Origin of the sequence: Paraflavitalea pollutisoli (assembly GCF_029360705.1) — a bacterium.
GTDB classification, from domain to species: Bacteria; Bacteroidota; Bacteroidia; order Chitinophagales; family Chitinophagaceae; genus Paraflavitalea; species Paraflavitalea pollutisoli.
Genome location: NZ_JARKMX010000008.1, coordinates 1,655,928 through 1,677,269 on the forward strand (window position 1 = coordinate 1,655,928; position 21,342 = coordinate 1,677,269).

At 51.9% G+C, this 21,342-nt stretch carries 19 protein-coding genes; 14 read left to right on the top strand and 5 right to left on the bottom strand.

Features of this window, described 5'->3' with window-relative positions; all coding sequences use genetic code 11:
- Nucleotides 1–4 precede the first annotated feature (4 nt).
- Nucleotides 5–3,139, bottom strand: a complete 3,135-nt coding sequence (locus P2W70_RS20305; RefSeq protein WP_276483349.1) for a SusC/RagA family TonB-linked outer membrane protein — start codon at nt 3,137–3,139, stop codon at nt 5–7.
- A 302-nt stretch (nt 3,140–3,441) separates the two neighbouring features.
- Between P2W70_RS20305 and P2W70_RS20310 the strand changes: the two genes are divergently transcribed.
- The 9 genes from P2W70_RS20310 (at nt 3,442) to P2W70_RS20350 (ending at nt 13,088) form a co-directional block, all read left to right on the top strand.
- On the top strand, nt 3,442–3,789 hold the full coding sequence (locus tag P2W70_RS20310; RefSeq protein ID WP_276483350.1) for an L-rhamnose mutarotase: 348 nt from the start codon (nt 3,442–3,444) through the stop codon (nt 3,787–3,789).
- 112 nt (nt 3,790–3,901) lie between these two features.
- Nucleotides 3,902–5,197, top strand: coding sequence for an L-fucose:H+ symporter permease (gene fucP / locus P2W70_RS20315; protein ID WP_276483351.1), 1,296 nt, complete (start codon nt 3,902–3,904; stop codon nt 5,195–5,197).
- A gap of 65 nt (nt 5,198–5,262) precedes the next feature.
- Nucleotides 5,263–6,027 (top strand): SDR family NAD(P)-dependent oxidoreductase, encoded by a 765-nt coding sequence (locus tag P2W70_RS20320; RefSeq protein WP_276483352.1) that lies wholly within the window; start codon nt 5,263–5,265, stop codon nt 6,025–6,027.
- A gap of 9 nt (nt 6,028–6,036) precedes the next feature.
- Complete coding sequence (locus P2W70_RS20325; protein ID WP_276483353.1) at nt 6,037–6,774, top strand: (Fe-S)-binding protein; 738 nt, start codon at nt 6,037–6,039, stop codon at nt 6,772–6,774.
- A 21-nt stretch (nt 6,775–6,795) separates the two neighbouring features.
- Nucleotides 6,796–8,178 (top strand): LutB/LldF family L-lactate oxidation iron-sulfur protein, encoded by a 1,383-nt coding sequence (locus P2W70_RS20330; RefSeq protein WP_276483354.1) that lies wholly within the window; start codon nt 6,796–6,798, stop codon nt 8,176–8,178.
- Nucleotides 8,178–8,747, top strand: coding sequence for a LutC/YkgG family protein (locus P2W70_RS20335; RefSeq protein ID WP_276483355.1), 570 nt, complete (start codon nt 8,178–8,180; stop codon nt 8,745–8,747). The genes P2W70_RS20330 and P2W70_RS20335 overlap by 1 nt, the downstream gene beginning before the upstream one ends.
- A gap of 52 nt (nt 8,748–8,799) precedes the next feature.
- Nucleotides 8,800–9,654, top strand: coding sequence for a fumarylacetoacetate hydrolase family protein (locus tag P2W70_RS20340; protein ID WP_276483356.1), 855 nt, complete (start codon nt 8,800–8,802; stop codon nt 9,652–9,654).
- A 20-nt stretch (nt 9,655–9,674) separates the two neighbouring features.
- The gene (locus tag P2W70_RS20345) at nt 9,675–10,460 is read left to right on the top strand and encodes an SDR family oxidoreductase (RefSeq protein ID WP_276483357.1); all 786 of its coding nucleotides are present in this window, start codon (nt 9,675–9,677) and stop codon (nt 10,458–10,460) included.
- A 285-nt stretch (nt 10,461–10,745) separates the two neighbouring features.
- Nucleotides 10,746–13,088: a TonB-dependent receptor gene (locus P2W70_RS20350; protein ID WP_276483358.1), complete on the top strand. Its 2,343-nt coding sequence runs from the start codon at nt 10,746–10,748 to the stop codon at nt 13,086–13,088.
- 97 nt (nt 13,089–13,185) lie between these two features.
- On the opposite strand, the gene P2W70_RS20355 is transcribed toward P2W70_RS20350, so the two are convergent.
- Genes P2W70_RS20355 through P2W70_RS20365 form a run of 3 tightly spaced genes read right to left on the bottom strand, consistent with a single transcriptional unit; the run spans nt 13,186 to nt 15,122 of the window.
- The gene (locus tag P2W70_RS20355; protein WP_276483359.1) at nt 13,186–13,680 is read right to left on the bottom strand and encodes a CPCC family cysteine-rich protein; all 495 of its coding nucleotides are present in this window, start codon (nt 13,678–13,680) and stop codon (nt 13,186–13,188) included.
- Nucleotides 13,667–14,245 carry a hypothetical protein gene (locus P2W70_RS20360; protein ID WP_276483360.1) on the bottom strand — a complete coding sequence of 193 codons (579 nt, stop codon included), beginning with the start codon at nt 14,243–14,245 and terminating at the stop codon, nt 13,667–13,669. The genes P2W70_RS20355 and P2W70_RS20360 overlap by 14 nt, the downstream gene beginning before the upstream one ends.
- Nucleotides 14,238–15,122 (bottom strand): MBL fold metallo-hydrolase, encoded by an 885-nt coding sequence (locus tag P2W70_RS20365; RefSeq protein WP_276483361.1) that lies wholly within the window; start codon nt 15,120–15,122, stop codon nt 14,238–14,240. The genes P2W70_RS20360 and P2W70_RS20365 overlap by 8 nt, the downstream gene beginning before the upstream one ends.
- Before the next feature lie 255 nt (nt 15,123–15,377).
- Between P2W70_RS20365 and P2W70_RS20370 the strand changes: the two genes are divergently transcribed.
- The 5 genes from P2W70_RS20370 (at nt 15,378) to P2W70_RS20390 (ending at nt 19,274) form a co-directional block, all read left to right on the top strand.
- Entirely contained in the window at nt 15,378–16,025 is a 648-nt protein-coding gene (locus P2W70_RS20370; RefSeq protein ID WP_276483362.1) for a porin family protein, read from the top strand.
- Between the two features lie 124 nt (nt 16,026–16,149).
- On the top strand, nt 16,150–16,566 hold the full coding sequence (locus P2W70_RS20375; RefSeq protein WP_276483363.1) for a hypothetical protein: 417 nt from the start codon (nt 16,150–16,152) through the stop codon (nt 16,564–16,566).
- Nucleotides 16,567–16,581: 15 nt separating this feature from the next.
- Entirely contained in the window at nt 16,582–17,145 is a 564-nt protein-coding gene (locus tag P2W70_RS20380) for a hypothetical protein (RefSeq protein ID WP_276483364.1), read from the top strand.
- A gap of 91 nt (nt 17,146–17,236) precedes the next feature.
- Nucleotides 17,237–18,238 (top strand): aldo/keto reductase, encoded by a 1,002-nt coding sequence (locus tag P2W70_RS20385; protein WP_276483365.1) that lies wholly within the window; start codon nt 17,237–17,239, stop codon nt 18,236–18,238.
- A gap of 121 nt (nt 18,239–18,359) precedes the next feature.
- A complete protein-coding gene (locus tag P2W70_RS20390; RefSeq protein ID WP_276483366.1) occupies nt 18,360–19,274 on the top strand; it encodes a helix-turn-helix domain-containing protein in 915 nt (304 codons plus the stop codon).
- 380 nt (nt 19,275–19,654) lie between these two features.
- On the opposite strand, the gene P2W70_RS20395 is transcribed toward P2W70_RS20390, so the two are convergent.
- Nucleotides 19,655–21,340: a PepSY domain-containing protein gene (locus P2W70_RS20395; protein WP_276483367.1), complete on the bottom strand. Its 1,686-nt coding sequence runs from the start codon at nt 21,338–21,340 to the stop codon at nt 19,655–19,657.
- Nucleotides 21,341–21,342: the final 2 nt, after the last annotated feature.

The following is a 21,342-nucleotide window of genomic DNA, read 5'->3' on the forward strand; positions in this document are numbered from 1 at the left end:
GTTTTTAGAAATTAACATTTAAGCCCATACCCACTTCACGGCGTTTCGGATACTTGCCCGAATCTTCACCAGGCGTCAACGCATTACCCGAACTGAACTCCGGATCGTAGCCGGTGTAGTTGGTATAGGTCAGCAGGTTCTGGCCAAATACAAAGGCAGTAATACCCTTGGCAAATACCTTGTTGGCCCAGGTGGGCTTCAGGGTATAGGTCAGCCTGATATTGGACAACCGAACAAAAGAGCGGTCTTCCAGGTAGATGCTGTTACCGTTTGTTTTCAGGTTACCCCTGTTCTGACGCTGCGGATAATAAGGCAGGGTGGCGATATCGCCTGGTTTTCTCCAGGAATTGGCCAACACCATGGGTGAACCAGGGCCTGTATTGGAAGGATAGTTGGCGTTGTATTGCAGGGTATTGTAGATCACGCCACCTACCGAGGCATTGATCAGGAACGACAGCCCCCATTGTTTGTAGCGGAAGTTGTTGATGATACCCAGGTAGAAATCGGCCTGGTAATTACCGATCACATGACGGTCGGCGTCATTGATGAGGCTATCGCCATTCAGGTTTTTCCAGATGGCGTCGCCGCCTTTCAGTTTGCCACCGGGATCGTACATGCTGTATACACGGTCGGTATAGGGTTGGCCATTGTAGCTATATACGGGTTTGCCATTTTCATACAACGGCTTACCGTCTTTATCGAGTTCTACGGTCAGTTGATTCCAGTTTTGCGTATAGGCATTGGACTCATCCCAACGGTATACACCCAGGCTCTTCCAGCCATAGAAGTTGCCGATAGGACCACCTTCTTCTACATACCATTTATTGCCGGCGATAAAGGAACCGCCATCAGCCAGGGATACGATGGTACCTCTTTCGAAAGAGATATTACCGCTGATGTCCCAGTTGAAAGTTTTGCTAACCAGTGGTGTACCGCTCACGACGAACTCGAGACCACGGTTGCGGATCGTACCTACGTTGGTAGTCACGACAGTAAATCCGGCCTCATTCGCGAGCGGACGATCATAGAGTAGGTCCTTGGTCGTCTTGACATAATATTCAGCAGACAATTGCAGACGGCCCCTGAAGAAGCTCAGTTCGATCGCTGCATTTTTCTGTTCTACAGTTTCCCATTTGATGGCTTTGTTACCAAAACGGTTGCTCGTAACAGCACTACCCACACCACCATAGCTACCGTCGAATTGGTACTTGGTCAGGTGATCGTAGTTACCGATCTGGTCGTTACCTACCTGTCCATACCCTACGCGGATGCGACCATCATTGAGGAACTCTGAAGCCCAGCCCATGAACTGCTCATCCGAAAAACGCCAGGAGGCCGAACCGGAGAAGAAGTTACCGTATTTGTTCTCGGGACCAAAGCGGGAAGAACCATCGCGGCGGAATACACCCGACACGTTGTAGGTACCTTTGTAGCTATAGTTCCAGCGGGTGAATACGTTCTGTGAAGTAACACCGGTAGCGCCGGTATACGTGTCAGTAGGAACGATATAAGAAGGGAAGGTAACGAACACCTCTTCGTTCACCACATTCTTGTATTCGCTGTGGTGCAGGTCATTGCGGCGCTTGTCGGCGCTGAAACCTACTACACCCTGGATATTATGATCTCCGATCTTCTTGTTGTAGTTGAAGAAGGCCTGGTACTCCCAGAAGAAGTTCTTGCCCATTTCATTCGAACCGCTGTTCTGGTCACGGTTGGTAGACAGGATGCGGGGAGAGAACTGAATGGTTTGCCTGTTCTCGAGAATGGCATTGAACATGGTCGTAAACGTCAGGTCCTTTGTAAACTGGTAGTTCAGGCTGTTGTTCAACTGACCCGACATGATCTCGAGTTCGTTCTTTTCGTACAGGGCATTGGCCAGCGGGTTTCTTTTGGAACCGATATAGCTGGTCAAAGACCCATCCGGATAGAAGATGCGCGAGAAAGAAGGACGGTCAAACACTACGTTTACTGTACGCGCCACCGGGATAGAATTTCCCTTCTGCCATACAAACGTGATGTTGTTGCTGTATTTCAGTTTGGACGTAGCCTGGTACTCGACATTCACACGCGCCTGTACGCGCTTGATATAGCTGTTGGGGATGATAGACTCGTCTTCCAGGTAGTTGAGGCCCGTATAGTAACTGAGGCCCTGACGACCGCCGCTAACACCGAGGTTGACCTGGGTCTTGCGGGCTGTTTCGCCCAGGAGCAGGTCTTGCAGGTCATTGTCTGAGTTGAAACCGGGGTTGAGCGAATCGGTATTACCACCCGAGGTAGGGTTATCGTTTTGCAGGCGGCGGAACTCCCGTACGCCCTGTGCATTGTTGATCGGCAGTTTATGCGCCAGTTTACCAAAGATATTGGTCAGGTTCACGTCGATGCGGGGTTTGCCTTCTTTACCTTTTTTGGTGGTAATGATGATAACACCGTTGGCAGCACGTGATCCATAGATAGAGGCAGAAGCTGCATCTTTCAATACTTCGATACGCTCGATATCCATCGGGTTGATGCTGGCACCATTGGGGTTGATCACACCATCTACCAGGTAGAGGGGACCATTGCCTGCATTGAGCGAAGAGGCACCGCGGATCTGGATGGTACCTTCTGCACCGGGAGCGCCACCACCGTCATTCACGACGAGGATACCCGCGCCCTGCCCTTGCAAGGCGTCGAAAATGTTGACGGGTTGACGTTCTTCGATCTGCTTGGCATTGACCGAGGAGATCGAACCGGTGACGTCGCGTTTCTTTTGTTTGCCACCATAACCGATCACTACCACATCATCGAGGTTGGAGGTGCTTTCGTTGAGCGAAAGATTGATCGAGGTGCGCGTACCTACTTTTTCTACTTTGGCGAGGAAGCCTACAGAGGAGAATTCCAGCTCGATGTTGTCGCCGGCTACAGCGATACTGTATTTACCATCTGCGCTGGTCGTAGCACCGGTGGTGGTACCCTTGATATTGACGCTGACACCGGAGAGGGGATTACCCTTCAGGTCGGTCACGATACCCGTCACCGTTTTCGTCTGCGCAAATAGGGAACCAAATGGAAGTTGAAAAAACAAAACGAGGAGTGCGATACACCACCATGGCCGCGTTGAATAAGGAGCACGGCGGTGCACGGAGAGCTTACTGTTCATAAAGCATGCAATTTTCAGTTGTTAACGGTCAGTGCATTGGGTATGCTCTGATCGTTCGGAACGTTTTGTAATCGGGTTTTTGAAGCCCTGCGATTCCGGTTGGCCGGCCGGAACGGATATGGCAATTAATTTTGGTCTTTTATTAATTGCAGGTTTAAGCAGGTTATGCATGCAAATAAGGAACAAAAGAGCAAGTGCCATTTCATGGTATTGCCATTATAATAAACTATTTTGGCAAGGCATAGGGATATTCACAAACATTGATGAATATTGAGGTTACAAATCATTTACAACCATTACGCATGAGCAACTACCAACGATATTGTCTTGCCCTGGATCTGAAGAATGATCCGGTATTGATTGCCGAATACGAGGCCTATCACCGTGCCGTATGGCCCGAAATACTGCAATCGATCCGCGAGAGCGGTATTGTACAACTGGAGATCTACCGGGTAGCCGATCGCTTGTTCATGATCATGGAAGTCAATGATACGTTTTCATTCGACCGGAAAAGTATTGCCGATGCCGCCAACCCCACGGTACAACGCTGGGAAGAGCTGATGTGGCAATACCAGCAGGCCCTTCCCGTGGCAAAACCGGGTGAAAAATGGTTACTGATGGAGAAGATCTTCGACCTGCAGGCCAGCTAGCCTGCCCTGCTCCGGGAACGATTGCGTTCATCGCCCGAAGCAGATCGCCTTTTTGCCCTAATTTCAACCCGATCAATTACATATAACAGCTTTTGTCAAAACTTTTCATGCTATGCCAGGTATTGCTTCGCCAACCGTTTCGAACCCCGCTTCCAGTGCCAGGAAAACCCTGCTACTGCCCTTTATCCTTGTCACAAGCCTCTTCTTTTTCTGGGGCTTCATTCACAATATCGACCCCATTCTTTTAGCGCACTTACGAAAAACATTCCGGCTGAATGTGGTAGAGTCTTCCCTCGTGGACTTCTCTGTTTTCATCGCCTATTTTGCCATGGCCTTACCGGCTGGCTACATCATGCGTAAATATGGATACAAAGCAGGTATCCTTCTTGGACTGATACTATTTGCAGGTGGTTGCTTTTTATTCCTGCCTGCCGCTTCCACGCGCACCTATGCACTCTTCCTCGGAGCCTTGTTTGTGATCGCCAGCGGCCTTACCTTTCTCGAAACGGCCGCCAACCCCTACGCCACCGTACTGGGTCCGCCCGAATCAGCCACCCAACGACTCAACCTGGCCCAGTCATTCAATGGACTCGCTACCGTGGTAGCTCCATTGATCGGAGGTAAACTCATTCTGTCTGGCACCGCTCACACAGATGAAGAACTGGCAGCCATGAGTGCCGTAGCCAGAGAAGCCTATTTTCAATCGGAAGCAGACAGTGTAAAAATGCCCTACCTGATCCTCGGCCTCATCATATTGACCGTTGCAGTCATTTTTGCCTTTGCGAAAATGCCCGACACCAAAGAAGACAATGCTGGCGAAAGCAAAAGTTTTCTGCACGCGTTTAAATATAAACACCTCACCGGAGCGGTGATCGCCCAATTCTTTTATGTCGGCGCCCAGGTGTGTGTCACCAGTTTCTTTATTGTGATTGTGACCAAGGCAGCTGGCATCAATGAAAAAAGGGCTGCCGAGTTCCTGGGCTATGGCTATGGCATCGCCTTCATGGCGGGTCGCTTTATCGGAACTTTTGTGATGCGTTATATCCAACCACAAAAGCTGTTGACGATCTACTCGATCATCAACATACTGCTTTCCGTGGTGGTGATCTTTGCCGAGGGTATGGCCGTCGTGTACGCCCTGATTGGCATAGGATTCTTTATGAGCATCATGTTCCCAACCATTTTCTCACTGGGCATTCATGGTCTTGGTGCCGATACCAAACTGGGATCATCGCTGATCATCATGTCCATCGTGGGTGGCGCAGCGCTTCCATTTGCATTAGGAGGCATTTCCGACGCTACAGGCAATATTCAATATGGCTATTTAATTCCATTGGTTTGCTTTGTGGTGGTTGCCTGGTATGGCTGGAAGGGATATAAAGTAAAGCCTTTGCCCGCAGCAGCTTAGCAGCAGGTACAGGACAGTTGTTTCGTCGATCCGTATAATTTTACACGTTTAATATTAGCATTAAAATGTTTTCATTAGTTGGTAAGAAAGCAGTAGTTACAGGAGGCGGCAGCGGAATTGGCAGGGCCATATCCGTGTTGTTTGCCCAGCAAGGAGCGGAAGTGCATATTATTGAATTGAACGAAGACAATGCGGCCGCCACCGTACAGGAGATCACGGCAGCCGGCGGCAAGGCCACCGGCCATAGCTGCAATGTCGCCAACCAGGTAGATGTGATCGCCACCTTCGGCAAGATCGGGCCACTGAACATCCTCGTCAACAATGCCGGCATCGCCCATATCGGCAAAGCCGATACCACGCCCGAAGCCGACTTCGACCGTGTCATCAACGTCAACGTGAAAGGCGTATACAACTGTCTCTACGCAGCCATCCCGCAATTGCGGGCTGCCGGCGGTGGTGTGATCCTCAACATGGCCTCTATCGCTGCCTGGGTAGGCCTCAATGACCGGTTCGTATACTCTACCGCCAAGGGCGCCGTGATGGCCATGACCTTGTCGGTAGCCAAAGACTATATCAAAGAGAACATCCGTTGCAACTCCGTATCGCCCGCCCGCGTGCATACCCCGTTCGTAGATGGATTCCTTAAGAACAACTATCCCGGACAGGAAGCAGAGATGTTTGACAAATTATCCAAAACACAACCCATCGGCCGCATGGCCGAGCCGAAAGAAGTGGCCGCCCTCATCCTGTACCTGTGCAGCGATGAAGCAGGCTTCATTACCGGTTGCGACTACCCCATCGACGGCGGGTTTATTAAGTTGAACAGTTAATTATTTGAGATGCGTGTAGCCCTGTTCATTCCGTGCTATGTAGACCAGTTTTACCCCCAGGTAGGCATTGCCACCCTCAAACTGTTGCAACACCTGGGACTCGATGTCCACTTTCCTATGCAACAAACCTGCTGCGGCCAGCCAATGGCCAACGGCGGATTTGAACACCTGACCCATTCGTGCAACGCCAATTTCATCAAAGCCTTCGACGGATACGATTACATCGTATCACCGTCTGGCAGCTGTGTACTGCATGTGAAAGACCATTTACACGACCCGAAGCAGGAAGACAAAGCCACCCAGGTACGCCAACGCGTGTTCGAGCTCTGCGAATTCCTCACCGATATCGTGCAGGTGCAATCGCTTCAGGCCCGCTTCCCCAAAAGAGTAGCGGTACACCAGGGCTGTCACGGGCAGCGTGGCCTTCAACTGGCAGCGTCCACCGAAACAGTAACGCCGCGTTTTTCCAAACCGCTTCAGTTGTTGAAAATGGTAGAGGGCATCGAACTCGTCAACCTCGACCGGCCCGATGAATGCTGCGGTTTCGGTGGCACTTTTTGTGTAACCGAAGAGGCCGTATCGGCTGCCATGGGACTATCACGGGTAGCCGACTACACCAAACACGAAGCACAGGTAGTCACCGGCACCGACGTCAGTTGCCTCATGCACCAGGAAGGCTTGATCAAACGACGTAAACTGCCGGTACAGGTCATGCACATTGCAGAAGTACTGGCAGCCGGATTATAGTTTTTCACTATTCTATCATACATGGAGACGAAAACAATACCACACGCAGAAGCAGCTACAAAGTTCCTCGCCAACCCGGCGCGGGTACAGTGGCATGATGAAACATTGTGGTTCGTGCGTTACAAGCGGGATAAGATCGTCAATGAGATACCGGAGTGGGAGCAACTGCGTAACCTCGCTTCGCAGATCAAAGAGCATACCCTCTCCCAACTCGATCAATACCTGGAGCAGTTTGAAGCTGCCGCCCAGGCCAATGGGGTCATCGTACATTGGGCCGCCGATGCTGCCGACCACAACCGCATTGTGCACAGCATCCTGCAACAGCATAACGCCAGGAAGATCGTCAAGAGCAAGTCGATGCTCACCGAAGAATGTCACCTCAATCCCTACCTCGAAGCACAGGGCATTGAAGTGGTAGATACCGATCTTGGCGAGCGCATCGTGCAACTCAACAAAGAAATGCCGAGCCATATCGTATTGCCGGCTATCCATATCAAGAAAGAAGAAGTGGGTGAGATCTTTCACCAGCACCTCGGTACCGAAAAAGGCGCATCCGATCCATTGTACCTGGCGCTGGCAGCAAGAGAACATTTACGCCAGAAATTCCTGGCTGCCGACATCGCCATTACCGGCGTCAATTTCGCCGTAGCAGAGACGGGAGCTATCGTGGTGTGCACCAATGAAGGCAATGCCGACCTGGGTGCCCACCTCGCCAAAGTCCATATCGCCTGTATGGGCATCGAAAAGCTCATTCCTCGTACGGAACACCTCAGTGTATTCCTGCGTATGCTGGCCCGCAATGCCACCGGGCAAAACATCACCGCCTATTCGAGCCATTTCAGGAAACCGGCACCCGGACAAGAAATGCACATCGTGATCGTCGACAATGGCCGCACCACGCAGCTGGGTCGTGAAGCTTTCCGCAATTCGCTGAAGTGTATCCGCTGCGGTGCCTGTCTCAATACCTGCCCCGTATATCGCCGCAGTGGCGGACACAGTTATCACAACGCAACAGCAGGCCCCATTGGTGCCATCCTGGCCCCGAACCTGGACATGCGCAAGAATGCAGACCTGCCCTTTGCGTCTACCCTTTGTGGTTCCTGTACAGATGTTTGTCCGGTCAAGATCGATATCCACAACCAGCTGTACCAATGGCGACAGGTATTGACCCAGGAAGGATACGTGCCCGCCGCCAAAACGGCCAGTATGAAAGCCATGGCGAGTGTACTCTCCTCCCCTGCCCGCTATAGCTTTGCCGGTAAATGGGCGCGCAAATTCCTGCGTTGGTTCCCTTCGCTGGCGTTGAACAAGAGACTGAATCCCTGGGCCAAACAAAGAGACCTTCCCACGCCTCCCAAAGAGAGCTTCCGGGAATGGTACCAGAAAAACGGAGGAAACCAATAATGAGTCGTGATAAAATACTGGCAGCAGCCAGACAAAATAAACCAGCCCCTGTACCTTTACCGGAGATACCGGCTTTTGCCTGGCCGGCAGAAGACCTGCTGGCATCCTTCAGCGCAGCGCTGGAGAAATCGGGCGGCAAGGCCAACCTGGTAAAAGCAGGGACGCCCATCGCACCAGCCGTAAAAGCACTGTACCCCGAGGCGCAACGCATCGTGAACTATGTGGATGGTGATACAGCTGTCAACGAACAACTGGTACAGGATCCCGCCGCCATCGACGTGGTGGTATTGAAAGGGCAACTGGGCGTAGCGGAGAATGCAGCGATCTGGCTCACCGACTGGGATTGTGCCAACAGGGTACTCCCCTTCCTCACACAACACCTGGTGCTGGTGATCGATAAGGATACGCTGGTCGGTAACATGCACCACGCGTATGCCGTCATGGGACAACAAAACCCTGCTTACGGCGTGTTCATTGCAGGGCCGTCCAAGACCGCCGATATCGAGCAATCGCTGGTGATTGGCGCCCACGGGCCACGCAGCATGCAGGTGTTCCTCATCGAACGCTGAGCAGGCACAAAAACAACATCGTATATTCTACTTTTAAACTATACTGAATAGCATGAAACTAATCAGATTTGGAGCACCCGGACAGGAAAAGCCCGGCGTTGTACTGGATGGCAAGCGTTATGACACGTCTTCCATTACCCGTGATTATGATGAGACTTTCTTTGGAACAGACGGCATTGCCCAGCTGAAAGCGGCGCTGGATAAAAATCCTTCGTTGCCCGAAGTAGCGGAAAACATTCGCTGGGCTGCCCCCCAGGCTCGTCCTTCCAAGATCATCTGCATCGGCCTCAACTATGCCGACCACGCCAAAGAAAGCAATATGGCGCTGCCCGCAGAGCCCATCGTGTTCTTCAAATCGACTTCGGCCCTCGTAGGTCCCAACGATGACCTGGTGATCCCCAAAAACAGCACCAAGACCGACTGGGAAGTAGAGCTGGCCGTGATCATCGGCAAAAAAGCTTCTTATATAGAAGAGAAAGACGCGGCAGATTATATCGCCGGTTATGCCCTGCACAACGACTACAGCGAGCGCGCTTTCCAGCTGGAGCGTGGCGGACAGTGGGTAAAGGGTAAGAGCTGCGATACTTTCGCACCACTCGGTCCCTGGATCGCAACCGCCGATGAAATCAAAGACGTGAACAACCTGCGCCTTTGGCTCTCCGTCAATGGCAAAACCTATCAGGACGGCACCACCGCCAACCTGATCTTCAACGTCAACTTCCTGGTATCGTACCTGAGCCAGTTCATGACCCTGCTGCCCGGCGATATCATTTCTACCGGAACACCAGCGGGTGTGGGCCTGGGTCAAAAACCAGAGCCGGTTTATATCAAAGCCGGTGACGTAATGGAACTCGGCATCGACGGACTCGGTACCAGCAAACAGGTAGCGAAAGCTTATCAACCCTAACCCATTAAACGAATCGCCATATGGATCTTCAATTAAAAGACAAGGTCATCATTGTAACCGGCGGCGCCAAAGGCATCGGAGAAGGCATTTCAAAAGTACTGGCTGCTGAGGGAGCGATCCCCGTAATCCTGGGCCGCAATGCAGACGACAACCATAAAACCGTTAGCGAGATCAAAGCGGCGGGTCAGCAGGCCGGCCAGGTCGTGGCAGAGCTCACCGATCCCACAGCCTGTGAAGCCGCTGTAAAGGCCGTCATCAGCCAATATGGCCGTATCGACGGACTGGTCAACAATGCAGGCGTCAATGACGGTGTAGGCCTGGAGAACGGCAGCTATGAGGGTTTTATCGCTTCGCTGCACAAGAACCTCATACACTACTACCTCATCGCGCACCACGCTTTACCCGAACTGAAAAAGTCGAAGGGTGCGATCGTGAACATCAGCTCCAAGACGGCAGAAACAGGCCAGGGTGGTACCTCTGCCTATGCCGCCTCCAATGGCGGTCGCAATGCGCTGACCCGCGAGTGGGCGGTAGAATTACTGCCTTACGGCATCCGGGTGAATGCCATCGTGGTGGCGGAATGCTGGACGCCCTTGTATGAGCGCTGGATCAAGGGCCTGCCCGATTCGGAAGCCAAACTGGCGTCGATCGTTTCGAAGATCCCGCTGGAACACCGTATGACCACGTCGGAAGAACTGGGCAATGCCACCGCCTTCCTACTGTCGGCAGCTTCCAGTCATACCACCGGCCAACTGATTCACGTGGATGGTGGCTATGTACACCTCGACCGTGCGATCAGCGAGTAATATTGGGTTTACAGATTTCTACATAAGTGCAGGTGCCCCGACAATTGTCGGGGCACTTTTTTTTGCATAGTCCTTTGTTGGCTGGTATATAATTGACGTACCAGTCAGGTTTCACGTTGCAGCCAATGCCTCCTGGACCGAGCGCTCGCCGACTGTCCGGTCTTATTCGTCGTTTTTTCCCGATCTGGGAGTGCTTTTTTTCCAAATTAGTAAACCCATTTTCCTGATGCGTAAGGGATAAATGATTGTAGGCGCTCAATTTTGCGCAAAATTTTACGAACGCTTATGCAGAAGAATCTGTACCTGGTTTTGGCTTTCTTAGTACTGGCTTGTAACGCGATGGCGCACGAAGCCCCCACCGGCACCATCAGAGGCCGGGTAACAACGAGCGACAATCAACCCGCCCCCTTTGTATCCATCGTGGCAGTCGGCACCGGCCGCAGCACTGTCAGTGAAGAAGGCGGTACCTATATCCTCACCAAAGTACCGGTTGGCACCCAGCAACTCGAATTGACCCTGGTAGGTTATGAAACCGTTCGCCAGCAAGTGGTGGTGGAAGAAAATAAGACCGTAACGGTTGACCTGCAGGTGACCATCTCCACCAATCAACTGGCGGAGGTGATCGTTACCAACTCCAAAAGTAAATTCGTCTATAAATCCAGCGAGTTTGTCGCCCGTATGCCTTTGCGCAATATGGAAAACCCGCAGGTATATAATGTAGTGGGACGTGCCCTGATGACCGACCAGCTGATCATTGAACGTACCGACCTGTTTCGCAATGTGCCCGGTGCCGTTCCCAACTTCTCCGCAGGTGGTTCGATGGGCCTCAGCATGCGTGGCTTTTCTACCACCATTGGTATGAGAAATGGTATGGCCACCAGCGCGATCGTTCCCCTCAATCCGGCTATCCTCGAAAGGATTGAATCCATCAAAGGACCATCGGGCACCTTGTTTGGCAGCAACCGTAACACCACTTTCGGTGGCGTGTACAACTATGTTACCAAACGCCCTTATGAGAAATTCGGTGGCGAAGTGAGCTTTGCAGCAGGCAGCTACGATTTTGGCCGCGTAACGGCGGATATCAATACGCCCCTCAACAAAGAGAAGACCATGCTCTTCCGCTTGAACGCAGCCGCCCAATCGGAAGGCAGCTTCCAGGACCAGGGCTTCAACAAGAACTACACCTTTGCGCCTACCTTCACGTACCAGGTGAATGATAAATTGCTGTTCACGCTTGACCTGGAAGCCACCCGCGGCAACTATACCGTACAGTCATTCGGCCTCGGCAACCTGAACAACATTACTGCCCGCAGCTTCAAAGACCTGCCGCTGGATTACAACAGAGCCTATATCAACAACAGCACCGATGTAGCCAACGGCATCAACAACCTGCAGTTCCAGATCGACTACAAGATCTCTGACCAATGGAAATCACAAACCAAGTACCTGTACTCGGTGGGTTTCTACAAACACCTGTACTGGACGGCTTTGAATATGCTGACCGATTCAACCTTTGCCCGCGTGGTACGCAACCAGACACCAGAAACATTCGGCAATATCGAGATTCAGCAGAACTTCATTGGCGACTTCAAGATCGCCGGTATCCGTAACCGGATGGTGATCGGTCTCGACTACAATTACAACTACAACGAACTGTACCGGGCAACGATCAACTTTGATACCATCAATCTTCGCCGTCCCCTCAAGGACATGAGCCGGCCAGCGCTGGATGCAGCTTCCGCCACCCGCTTCAATGGTACCAGCACCGTATCTAAGAACGCGAGCATCTACGCTTCTGATGTGGTGAACATCACGGACGACCTGATGGCCATGTTGAGCTTACGCGTGGATCGATTTAGCACAGACGGTACCCGCACGCTGAACACGGGTGTGTATGCAGGTGCTTATGAGCAAACCTCGCTGTCGCCCAAGTTTGGCCTGGTATACCAATTACTGCGTAACAGGCTGTCGGTTTTCGGTAACTATATGAATGGCTTTGTGAACCTGGCGCCAATTACACAACCAGACAATACCATCCTGGTATTGGATCCTCAATATGGCAACCAATGGGAAGGTGGTGTGAAGTTTGATCTCTTTAATACGCAGTTGAACGGTAGTGTAAGTGTTTATCAGATCGACGTCACCAACTCTACCCGCACGGAAGTGGTGAATGGCCAGACCTTCACACGTCAGGATGGTACGCAACGTAGCCGCGGTGTGGAAGCAGAAGTGATCGCCAGCCCGGTAAAAGGCATGAACGTCGTGGCGGGTTATGGTTACAATGAAAACGTATACGTCAATTCTACGGCCGCACTGAAGGGCAAGAACGTGATCTTCAGCCCCCGCAACATCGGTAACCTGTGGGTAAGCTATAGCCTGCAGGAAGGTAAAGCCAAAGGCCTTGGCATCGGTGCCGGGGTGAATTATGTGGGCGCTTCCTGGTTCGATGCAGCCAACGCTTTCGAAGTGCCTTCTTATACGTTGATAAGTGGTACACTGTTTTACGACGCTCCCAAATACAGGCTGTCGCTGAAAGGCAACAACCTGACCAATGAGCGTTTCTGGAACAACAACGGTACACCTCAAAAGCCTGCGCACTTCATTGCCAGCGTAGCGTTCAAACTCTAAACCCCAAGAATCTCTCCACGAGAAAAACTGGTCGGCCAATAAAAATCCCCCAACGAAGCTTTGGGGGATTTTCTTTATAAGTTACCCCTCCCACCATTTACCCTTTCTTGCCCGTCAACGCCTTCAGCAATTGCTCGACCTTGACCTTGTACATGGCCACACCCGAGGGTCCTTCTACCCCCTGATCGATAAAGCGGTCGATGACTTCCTGGTGGTATTCCAGGATGGGCAGCACCTGTCCGGGTTCAGTCAGGATAGCAGCGCCTTGCTCGGCCGCTTTGGCCTGCAATAAAGCACCAATGCCCAGCCGGTTTTCCGTCAGCGACATATTGCCGTTGGGGCCACCCCAAACCTCATCGGCCTGGGCTTCGTCCTGACCATCATCTTCCCAATTGCAGACCAGACAGATCTCATATCCTTTGCGTTGGGTCAATGTCGGGTAGCCACAGCCGGGGCAGGTCACCAGGTGCACCTGACGGGCTTGTAAATATTGGTCAAACCGTTCCTTGCGTGCGTAAAACTCCTGCAGGATCGCCTGGTCTTCGGGGCCAAGCAGGCTGCGATCGAAATGGGCGGGTTTATTGGTTGACACGGGTTCTCGTTTTGGTTATTCCTGCAATGATACGCCAAACGATCGTGATCAGGACAACTACAATCACCAACCAGCCGCCCGGGCCTATCAGATTGCCTGACAAAATTCTTTCTGCAGGAGTCAACACGGACCAAGGCATATCAACCCTTATTTGTGTAATCCACGCGCCATTCTCTCTGAAATATCCGTCAAAAAACTTCAGCGTACCCACATGAGGCTGTTTTTGCAATGCGAGGGCGATCTGGCGTACAGGTAAAACCATCATTCCTAACTGTAGCTCTGGGTACACTACCTGCAACACAACCTTGCCGTGATCGTCTTTAAGCACAAGCTTTCGCTCGCCATAATACATGCCGCAATGAATGTAAATGATCTTGAGGGTATCATCAATATGCGCGGCCCGTAATACAACCCCGCCCCGATCCTGTTCATTTCCTACCAGGCTATCCCGCAGGTAGATCTGGTAATTATCAACGGTATCTGCTTTTACGGTCATCGACGTACCAATCAGCAGCAAGCCAACCAGTAGTAAACGCACTACAGCGGTAAAACGTTTTTTAAGCATTGATAGGGGTTTGTCGTAAAATATCCCGGCCGATCTCACCCGGCAGGATGCGGTGTACGGGTATATTGATCGCATATTGGTCACACAGCCGGCGGATCTTCCCGTCGATCTGTTCAGCACTATAACGCACCGAAAAATGGCCCAGTACCAGCGTACCGATCTGCAAGCCACTCACCATCTCCATCACCTGCTCGAGGGTGCTGTGTTTGTGCCCGTGCGTCATCAGCTGCTGGTCATCGTCACCACCCAGGAAGGTGGCTTCATGGATCAGCACATCGCAATGGTTCCAGCGCTCGAGGTCTTCTACCGGCGTATCGGCCGAGTAGCCCACCAGGGTTTTATGGACCTCGATCGTCGTGCTGGCCTTGCCTTGTTCGTCAATGATCTTCCTGATTTCCTCTCCCGGCAATCCGACCAGATCTGGCCTTAGTTTTGTTCTCACTTCATCGACTTTAAAGCTAAGGCTTTTCACAACGCCCATCGGCACTTCTACGTGACCGTTACGGATCGCCTCCACCTGGATCTCAGGATTGACAGCGATGCGTGCCCCGGCTTCGATGGGGCGCCATACCGTTCCCGATACATGCGGATCAAATGTTGACATAAAGGCCTGCATAGCGGGAAAAGACGAAGAATCTTTGGGATAATAAATGACAGGCCCACCTTCGCGGGCATTCAGCTGGTTAAACTGAAACAGGCCCATCAAATGATCACGGTCCGGGTGAGAGATGAAAGCATGGTTCACCTTGCGGCTTTTCTGCAACAGACCAGCAGCTACGCCGTCGCCGGCATCGAGCAGCAGCGACAACTCGTCGATAAAATACCAGGTAGAAAAAAGTGCGGTGGAGTACCCCGTGATCGTCAGTTGCCGGTTCATAATAGATCCTCAAGATAAAACTTTGCCTTGGAATTTAGCTGCAAGGTATCAGGCGCTAAATAATTGACTTTCCTGTAATCGCAGTGTCGATGCACCAGTACACCATCAGCTACTCTTCGACGGAGAGCCAGGGTTCATTGCGCGAAAAAGCCGCCTCAACGGCCTCTTCCGGGGTGTAGATCGGCTTATCAGACATATCCTTTGCCGTTACAGCCTGGCGTCGTACATTTAAGGCAGATCGAAACCTGCCCACCAATGAAAAAACTACTGGTCGTTCACGCACTGCTGTTCGCAGCCATGTTCTCCGCCGATGCACAGGTCGTTGCCGGCGTAAAAGGCGGCATCAACATCAACAATGTCCGGTACCGCGACAGCAATCCCAATACAGCCAGCGTTGGTTATTACCTGGGCGCCCTTTTCATCATTCCCATTGGAGACGGATTGGTGCTGCAACCGGAACTGCTCTACTCCAAGAAAGGATACCGCTCGCCCTTGGTAGGCGCCAACGGTCAGGTGACCAGTCGCATGAATTACATCAACCTGCCGCTGTTACTGTCGGTGCCCGTAGCTACAAAATTTCAATTGTATGCCGGACCTGAATTTGGCTACCTCGTAAAAGCGACTTCAAAATATGGGTCCAACAAAGACGATATCACCGATCGATACCAGCATTTTGACTGGGGCCTCGATGCCGGCGGCAGTTATTGGCTCACCAATCAACTGGCCATCGACCTGCGCTACAACTATGGTTTTCGCGGATTGATCAGGGGCATCACCACCGACCCCAATGGCGTTCCCAATGGCAGTGGCCGCGACGGCGCTCACCGCGTCTTCCAGGTCGGATTGATGTATACGTTCACTAACCAGAATAGCTCCGGCCCATCAGGCAACCCCAGGTTTTAATTACGCACTTATCGCGCCCCACCACCCCATGACCGATATTACTTCACCTCTCAAAAATCGATTTGCCTTCAACTGGCGACAGGTGTTATTGCACAGTATTGCCTGCTGGCTTTTTCCATTTGCGATGCAACTGTGGGCCTTTATTGGCACGCTCGACCTGCCTGTCATGTGTTTTCCTCCCGATCCGCCTCCTGTTATCACCTTTATACGACAGGTAATCCCTTTTGCAGGCCCGGGCCTGGTCCTTTTATTGACTACCCGGTTATCCAGAAAAAGAGGTTGGGCGGTGGCGAACACCATCCTGGGCTTACTACTATCGGTTTTATTTTACTACTACGGACCCAATTTCCCCCTGATAAACGACCTGGTGCTTGACATCGGAACAACGATCATTCCGCTCTGGATCGCCATTTTTCTCTATGGCAGCTTGTTACTGAGCATCGCGCTGCTACTGATCTATAGCAGAGCGGCTATCTCGTTTATTGAAACGGGTCGTATTTCCAGCAAGCCAGCCACTGATAGCAAAACCACAACGACATAACAATAACCCGCACCCATGCCCCGTTCAACACCCAACGACAAAACATCATTCACCCTCAACAGGCGATTGCTGCTGATCCATTTCCTTGCGTACTGGTTTATTGGGGAAGCCTTTTACAGCGTGGCACATCTATGGTTCACACCGTTGATCGAGGCAGTTAGCACAGCTTCGCCTGACGAAAACGTGATACAGCAACTAGCCCGGCGTCATGTAGCGCTGAAAACTTCCATGCCTTATTACCTGGCCATACCGTTCTTCACAAAACTAGCAGGCTTACTGATAGCGTTGATCTTGGGCATACTACTATGCCGCCGCCGGCACTGGAGCGTCTTCAGCACGGTCATCGCCTGGCTTACGGCCTTCGTCATCGGACGATTCATCAATACACAGATCAGCCTCCGCTTTTTACCTCGTACGTTTGCGCTGCTCAACAATACCATCCTGGAGTTTCTGCTCCCCGGCATGATTTTCGCGCTGATGGGCGGGCTGTTGTTTTTCAACAGGCGTTCCCTACAATATATTGATGCAGGCGAACCCGGCCCGATCGGTCAGCAACCTGCCGGAGCTTCAGCCAGTTAACCCCTCCCCGGTTTTGGATACAACTATCCGTGATCCGGAAACTTTCGCCCCACGCCCGAAGCCGAATTTTGTTGTTCTAAAATCAAAGCACATGGAAACAACAGCATTAGGCAGCCAGGGATTGATCGTATCCAAAATAGGCTTGGGCTGTATGGGCATGACCGGCATGGCAGGCATGGACATCTACGGCAAAGCCAATGAAGCAGAAGCCATCGCCACCATTCACCGCGCCCGCGAACTGGGCTGCACCTTCCTCGACACCGCCGACCTGTATGGTCCGCTCGTCAACGAACAGCTCATCGCCAAAGCCATCAAGGGCAATCGCTCCGCCTATACCATCGCCACCAAATTTGGTTACGAGATCGACGATAGCGGCACCCTCACCTGGGGTTTTAAAGCCAATGCAGCCTACGTAAAGAAAGCAGCAGAACGTTCTTTAAAGAACCTGGGCACCGACTACATCGACCTCTACTACCTGCACCGCGTAGATCCCAACACCCCTATCGAAGAAACGGTAGCCGCCATGGCAGCACTCGTGCAGGAAGGCAAAGTGCGCTACATCGGCCTGTCGGAAGTCGCTTCCACCACCATCCGGAAAGCCCATGCCATTCATCCCCTCACCGCCGTTCAATCGGAATATTCGCTCTTTGAACGCTCGGTAGAAGAAGAAGGCATTACTGCCACGTTGCAGGAACTCGGCATTGGATTTGTGCCTTATTCACCCCTCGGCCGCGGCTGGCTCACCGGCGAACTAAAAACACCCGACGACCTCCCGGCAGATGATTTCCGGAAGTCGATGCCCCGCTTCCAGGGCGAACAGTTTTACAAGAACCTCGACCTGGTCAAAGCCATCAAACAAATGGCTGCCACTAAGCAGATCACCCCTTCCCAACTGGCATTGGCCTGGGTAGTATCGAAAGGGTTTGTACCCATTCCCGGTACTAAACGCGTCAAATACCTGGAGCAAAACATAGCAGCAGGGGCGATTAAGTTAAGTTCCGCAGAATTAGCACAGCTGGAAGCGATCGTACCATTGGGTACTGCCACCGGCGACCGTTACGATGCGTCCGGTATGCAAATGGTGGGTAAATAGCCGCGCGGAACCGCCGCCTGCACGGCCATCGGGCAGCCAGTCCCCGAATCGGCATGCACCAAAACAATAACCCGACAGCGCAGACAACCATAGGCCGTCTGCGCTGTTATCAGTCTAACACATGAAGTCGACATCACCATACCTGATCAACACAATAGCCGAACAACACCGGATATTGAGCCTGCCAAAACCGCTGCATCCATTGATCAGCGTGTTCAGGATGGAAGACTCCATGCACAATGCGCCGGAACTGTCGCAGCCATTCGCCCTCAACTTCTACTGTGTGGCGCTGAAGCGCGGGTTCAAAGGAAAATTCAAATATGGCCGCAGTTACTATGATTTTGACGAAGGCGCATTGTCATTCATTGCGCCCCAACAATTGCTGGCCAATCAAAGCGATATGGATTATTCGCTCAGTGGCATTAGCCTCTCCTTTCATGCCGACCTGATCAGACATTATCCCCTGGCGAAAAAGATAGAAGAATATGGCTTCTTTGGCTATACGGTCAACGAAGCCTTGCACCTCTCCGACGAAGAAGAACAATTCATCGGGCGGATCATGAACGATATCGACACCGAATACAGGCGTCCCATCGATCAGTTTAGCCAGGATGTCGTCGTTGCCCACCTCGAATTGTTGCTTACCTACAGTAACCGGTTTTATACGCGCCAGTTCCTTACCCGCAAGGCGGCCAACATCGACCTCATCGACCGGATGCAAAACCTGTTGACCGACTACTTCCAATCCGACAAAACCACCGAACAAGGCCTGCCAACCGTCGAATACCTGGCGGGTCAACTCAACCTGTCGCCTGGCTACCTTAGCGACATGCTGCGTACCCATACGGGGCAAACAGCCCAGCAGCATATCCACGATCGCCTGATCGACCAGGCCCGCACCTTCCTCGCACAAACCGAGCTGACGGTGGCAGAGATCGCCTACCAGCTGGGCTTCGAACGCCCGCAATCGTTCAATAAGCTGTTCAAGAACAAAACCAACACCACGCCACTCGCCTACCGCAAAAGCTTCCTGTAAGCCCGTTTCACCCGCCCTCCCATCCAGCAAAATGAACTTATGATACCCGTCACCGGGCCGCCACCAGCGATCCGGATGGGTTTCGTATTGTCTGCCCATACCAGGATGTTCCGTAGATATCCCGTAGATGTCTCGTATATATCCCGTAGATATTCCGTCTCTATATAGATACGGAACATCTACGGGATATGATGGAGTTATCAGCGTGATATGAACGAGACATCTAAGCAGTATTGATACATTAAAAAAGCCTGCAGCGGCAACTTGGTGAAGTTGTCGCTGCAGGCTTGACTATATAATGAGCCGATACGGGCAGTAAGGCCGATCGTCGCGCTCAATGACTTTTTCCGGGCATTACCGCTCTATCCAAAAGACGCTTACTAACCTCCTTGTTCCAGCTTCGTTGTCCAGGCTTTTTTGCGCGTTTTGGACCAGAACCACAATCCCAACCCAATCATGAGCATTTGTAAAAAGGCCCAGAACATCGTACTGATATCGCGGGTCAGTTTGCCGCCCCAATCCATAAAATGGTGTTTATGGAACAAGGCAAAGCTATACCCTTCTGCGAGATCCTGGTCATTGACCAGGGTAGATAATTTACCCGTACTCGTTTCTACATACCAGCGCTCGTGGCTGTTTTCCGCATAGCCCACTTTCCATACCGGCAGTCGCTTGTTGACGAACCCATACTCGCCCTCAAACTTCGTCACCACGGCTGTACTGATGATCTTATCAGCAGGTCGGCCGGTGAAGCGCGTTGCCAGTGATTGAGCATACAACACTTCGCCATTGTGGAGCAGGGTATAATCGGATGTTCGCACATAGAGCGTGGAGGGAGGCGGCACACTCATGCTTTTCATCAGGTCTTTGCCGGGAGCACCACCAGGTTTCTCCTCCGCCTTGCGGCGTTTGGAAAACACCTGCCAATAGGTCTCCGCTCCCATCTTCACCAGCGACAGATTGGTCAGCTGTTGATCGGCCCCTACTACCTGCAATAAACGGTCCAAATTGGGTGTTGCCTGACTGATGGAGAAATGATCATTAGCGGCGTATTGATCCCGGATATCGGGCTTCAGTTTCGACAAAGCATGATAACCGCCGCTAATAGTAAACAACAACGTAAACAAAGAAGCGGTAACAGCCGTATACCGGTGAATGAGGCGGGCGCGTACTGTTGGGTTGCCAGTTGCCTTCTTCGCTTTCGTGGTAAAGAACATGTACAACCCCATTACGGTAGTAAAGATGGCCAGCAACATGATGGCTACCTCTACCAGGTGTTTACCACGCCCCAGCACATCGAGCCAACCCAGGGTATGAAACCAGGAAAAGAAGGTATCGAAAGCCGCCCGTTTATTGTCGACCGCAAACGCGAAACGGTCAAAGCCCGTTTCTACATATATACGAATACCATCTTCCCGCGCAAAACTCACTTTATAAGCTGGCAGGTAACGGTTCACGTATTTGTATGCTTCGTCAAACTGTGTCTTGAACTCGACCGAGCTTATTTTAGCCCCCTTGGTCGTGTTGAGGATCGCTGCCATCGTATTCGTACAGCAGTCCTGCTCTTCACCATGGAGGGCAACCGAAGCTGGTGTACTGCCTCCTCCGGGCAATGGCTCAGGCTGCAGGGAAGCTAACAGTTTGTTGCCTTTCGTCGCTTCGGCTGCCAGTTCATCCCCTTCCAGGAATTGCCGGGCCAGGTATCGCGCGTATAGCTCATCTCCATTGGGCAACAACTTGCCATTCTCTGCACTGTAATATTTCAGGACCAGCTGCCCGGGCAACTTCACCTGGTAAAACCAGTTGCCGTGCATGGCCACCAACCGGAACTGACTAAAACTATCTACCTTATTTTTCTCCAGCGCTTCCCGCAAAGATACCTTTATGGCCGACGTATCGATAACCTGTGCCTGTAATTTTTGTGTAGCTACCTGCGGACGCACATTGGTCATCAACGGATGCATGAAGCCGCTGAGTGCCCACAAAAAAACAGGTATAGCAATGATCAAACTGGCGATGCGGTGCCAGCGATACATGTGCCGGCGTATATATTGACGGATCGTCATGA

Coding starts and splice junctions, on each gene's coding strand:
- P2W70_RS20305 (WP_276483349.1), bottom strand. CDS start 3,139: ATGAACAGTAAGCTCTCCGTGCACCGCCGTGCTCCTTATTCAACGCGG.
- P2W70_RS20310 (WP_276483350.1), top strand. CDS start 3,442: ATGAGCAACTACCAACGATATTGTCTTGCCCTGGATCTGAAGAATGAT.
- fucP (WP_276483351.1), top strand. CDS start 3,902: ATGCCAGGTATTGCTTCGCCAACCGTTTCGAACCCCGCTTCCAGTGCC.
- P2W70_RS20320 (WP_276483352.1), top strand. CDS start 5,263: ATGTTTTCATTAGTTGGTAAGAAAGCAGTAGTTACAGGAGGCGGCAGC.
- P2W70_RS20325 (WP_276483353.1), top strand. CDS start 6,037: ATGCGTGTAGCCCTGTTCATTCCGTGCTATGTAGACCAGTTTTACCCC.
- P2W70_RS20330 (WP_276483354.1), top strand. CDS start 6,796: ATGGAGACGAAAACAATACCACACGCAGAAGCAGCTACAAAGTTCCTC.
- P2W70_RS20335 (WP_276483355.1), top strand. CDS start 8,178: ATGAGTCGTGATAAAATACTGGCAGCAGCCAGACAAAATAAACCAGCC.
- P2W70_RS20340 (WP_276483356.1), top strand. CDS start 8,800: ATGAAACTAATCAGATTTGGAGCACCCGGACAGGAAAAGCCCGGCGTT.
- P2W70_RS20345 (WP_276483357.1), top strand. CDS start 9,675: ATGGATCTTCAATTAAAAGACAAGGTCATCATTGTAACCGGCGGCGCC.
- P2W70_RS20350 (WP_276483358.1), top strand. CDS start 10,746: ATGCAGAAGAATCTGTACCTGGTTTTGGCTTTCTTAGTACTGGCTTGT.
- P2W70_RS20360 (WP_276483360.1), bottom strand. CDS start 14,245: ATGCTTAAAAAACGTTTTACCGCTGTAGTGCGTTTACTACTGGTTGGC.
- P2W70_RS20365 (WP_276483361.1), bottom strand. CDS start 15,122: ATGAACCGGCAACTGACGATCACGGGGTACTCCACCGCACTTTTTTCT.
- P2W70_RS20370 (WP_276483362.1), top strand. CDS start 15,378: ATGAAAAAACTACTGGTCGTTCACGCACTGCTGTTCGCAGCCATGTTC.
- P2W70_RS20375 (WP_276483363.1), top strand. CDS start 16,150: ATGCAACTGTGGGCCTTTATTGGCACGCTCGACCTGCCTGTCATGTGT.
- P2W70_RS20380 (WP_276483364.1), top strand. CDS start 16,582: ATGCCCCGTTCAACACCCAACGACAAAACATCATTCACCCTCAACAGG.
- P2W70_RS20385 (WP_276483365.1), top strand. CDS start 17,237: ATGGAAACAACAGCATTAGGCAGCCAGGGATTGATCGTATCCAAAATA.
- P2W70_RS20390 (WP_276483366.1), top strand. CDS start 18,360: ATGAAGTCGACATCACCATACCTGATCAACACAATAGCCGAACAACAC.
- P2W70_RS20395 (WP_276483367.1), bottom strand. CDS start 21,340: ATGACGATCCGTCAATATATACGCCGGCACATGTATCGCTGGCACCGC.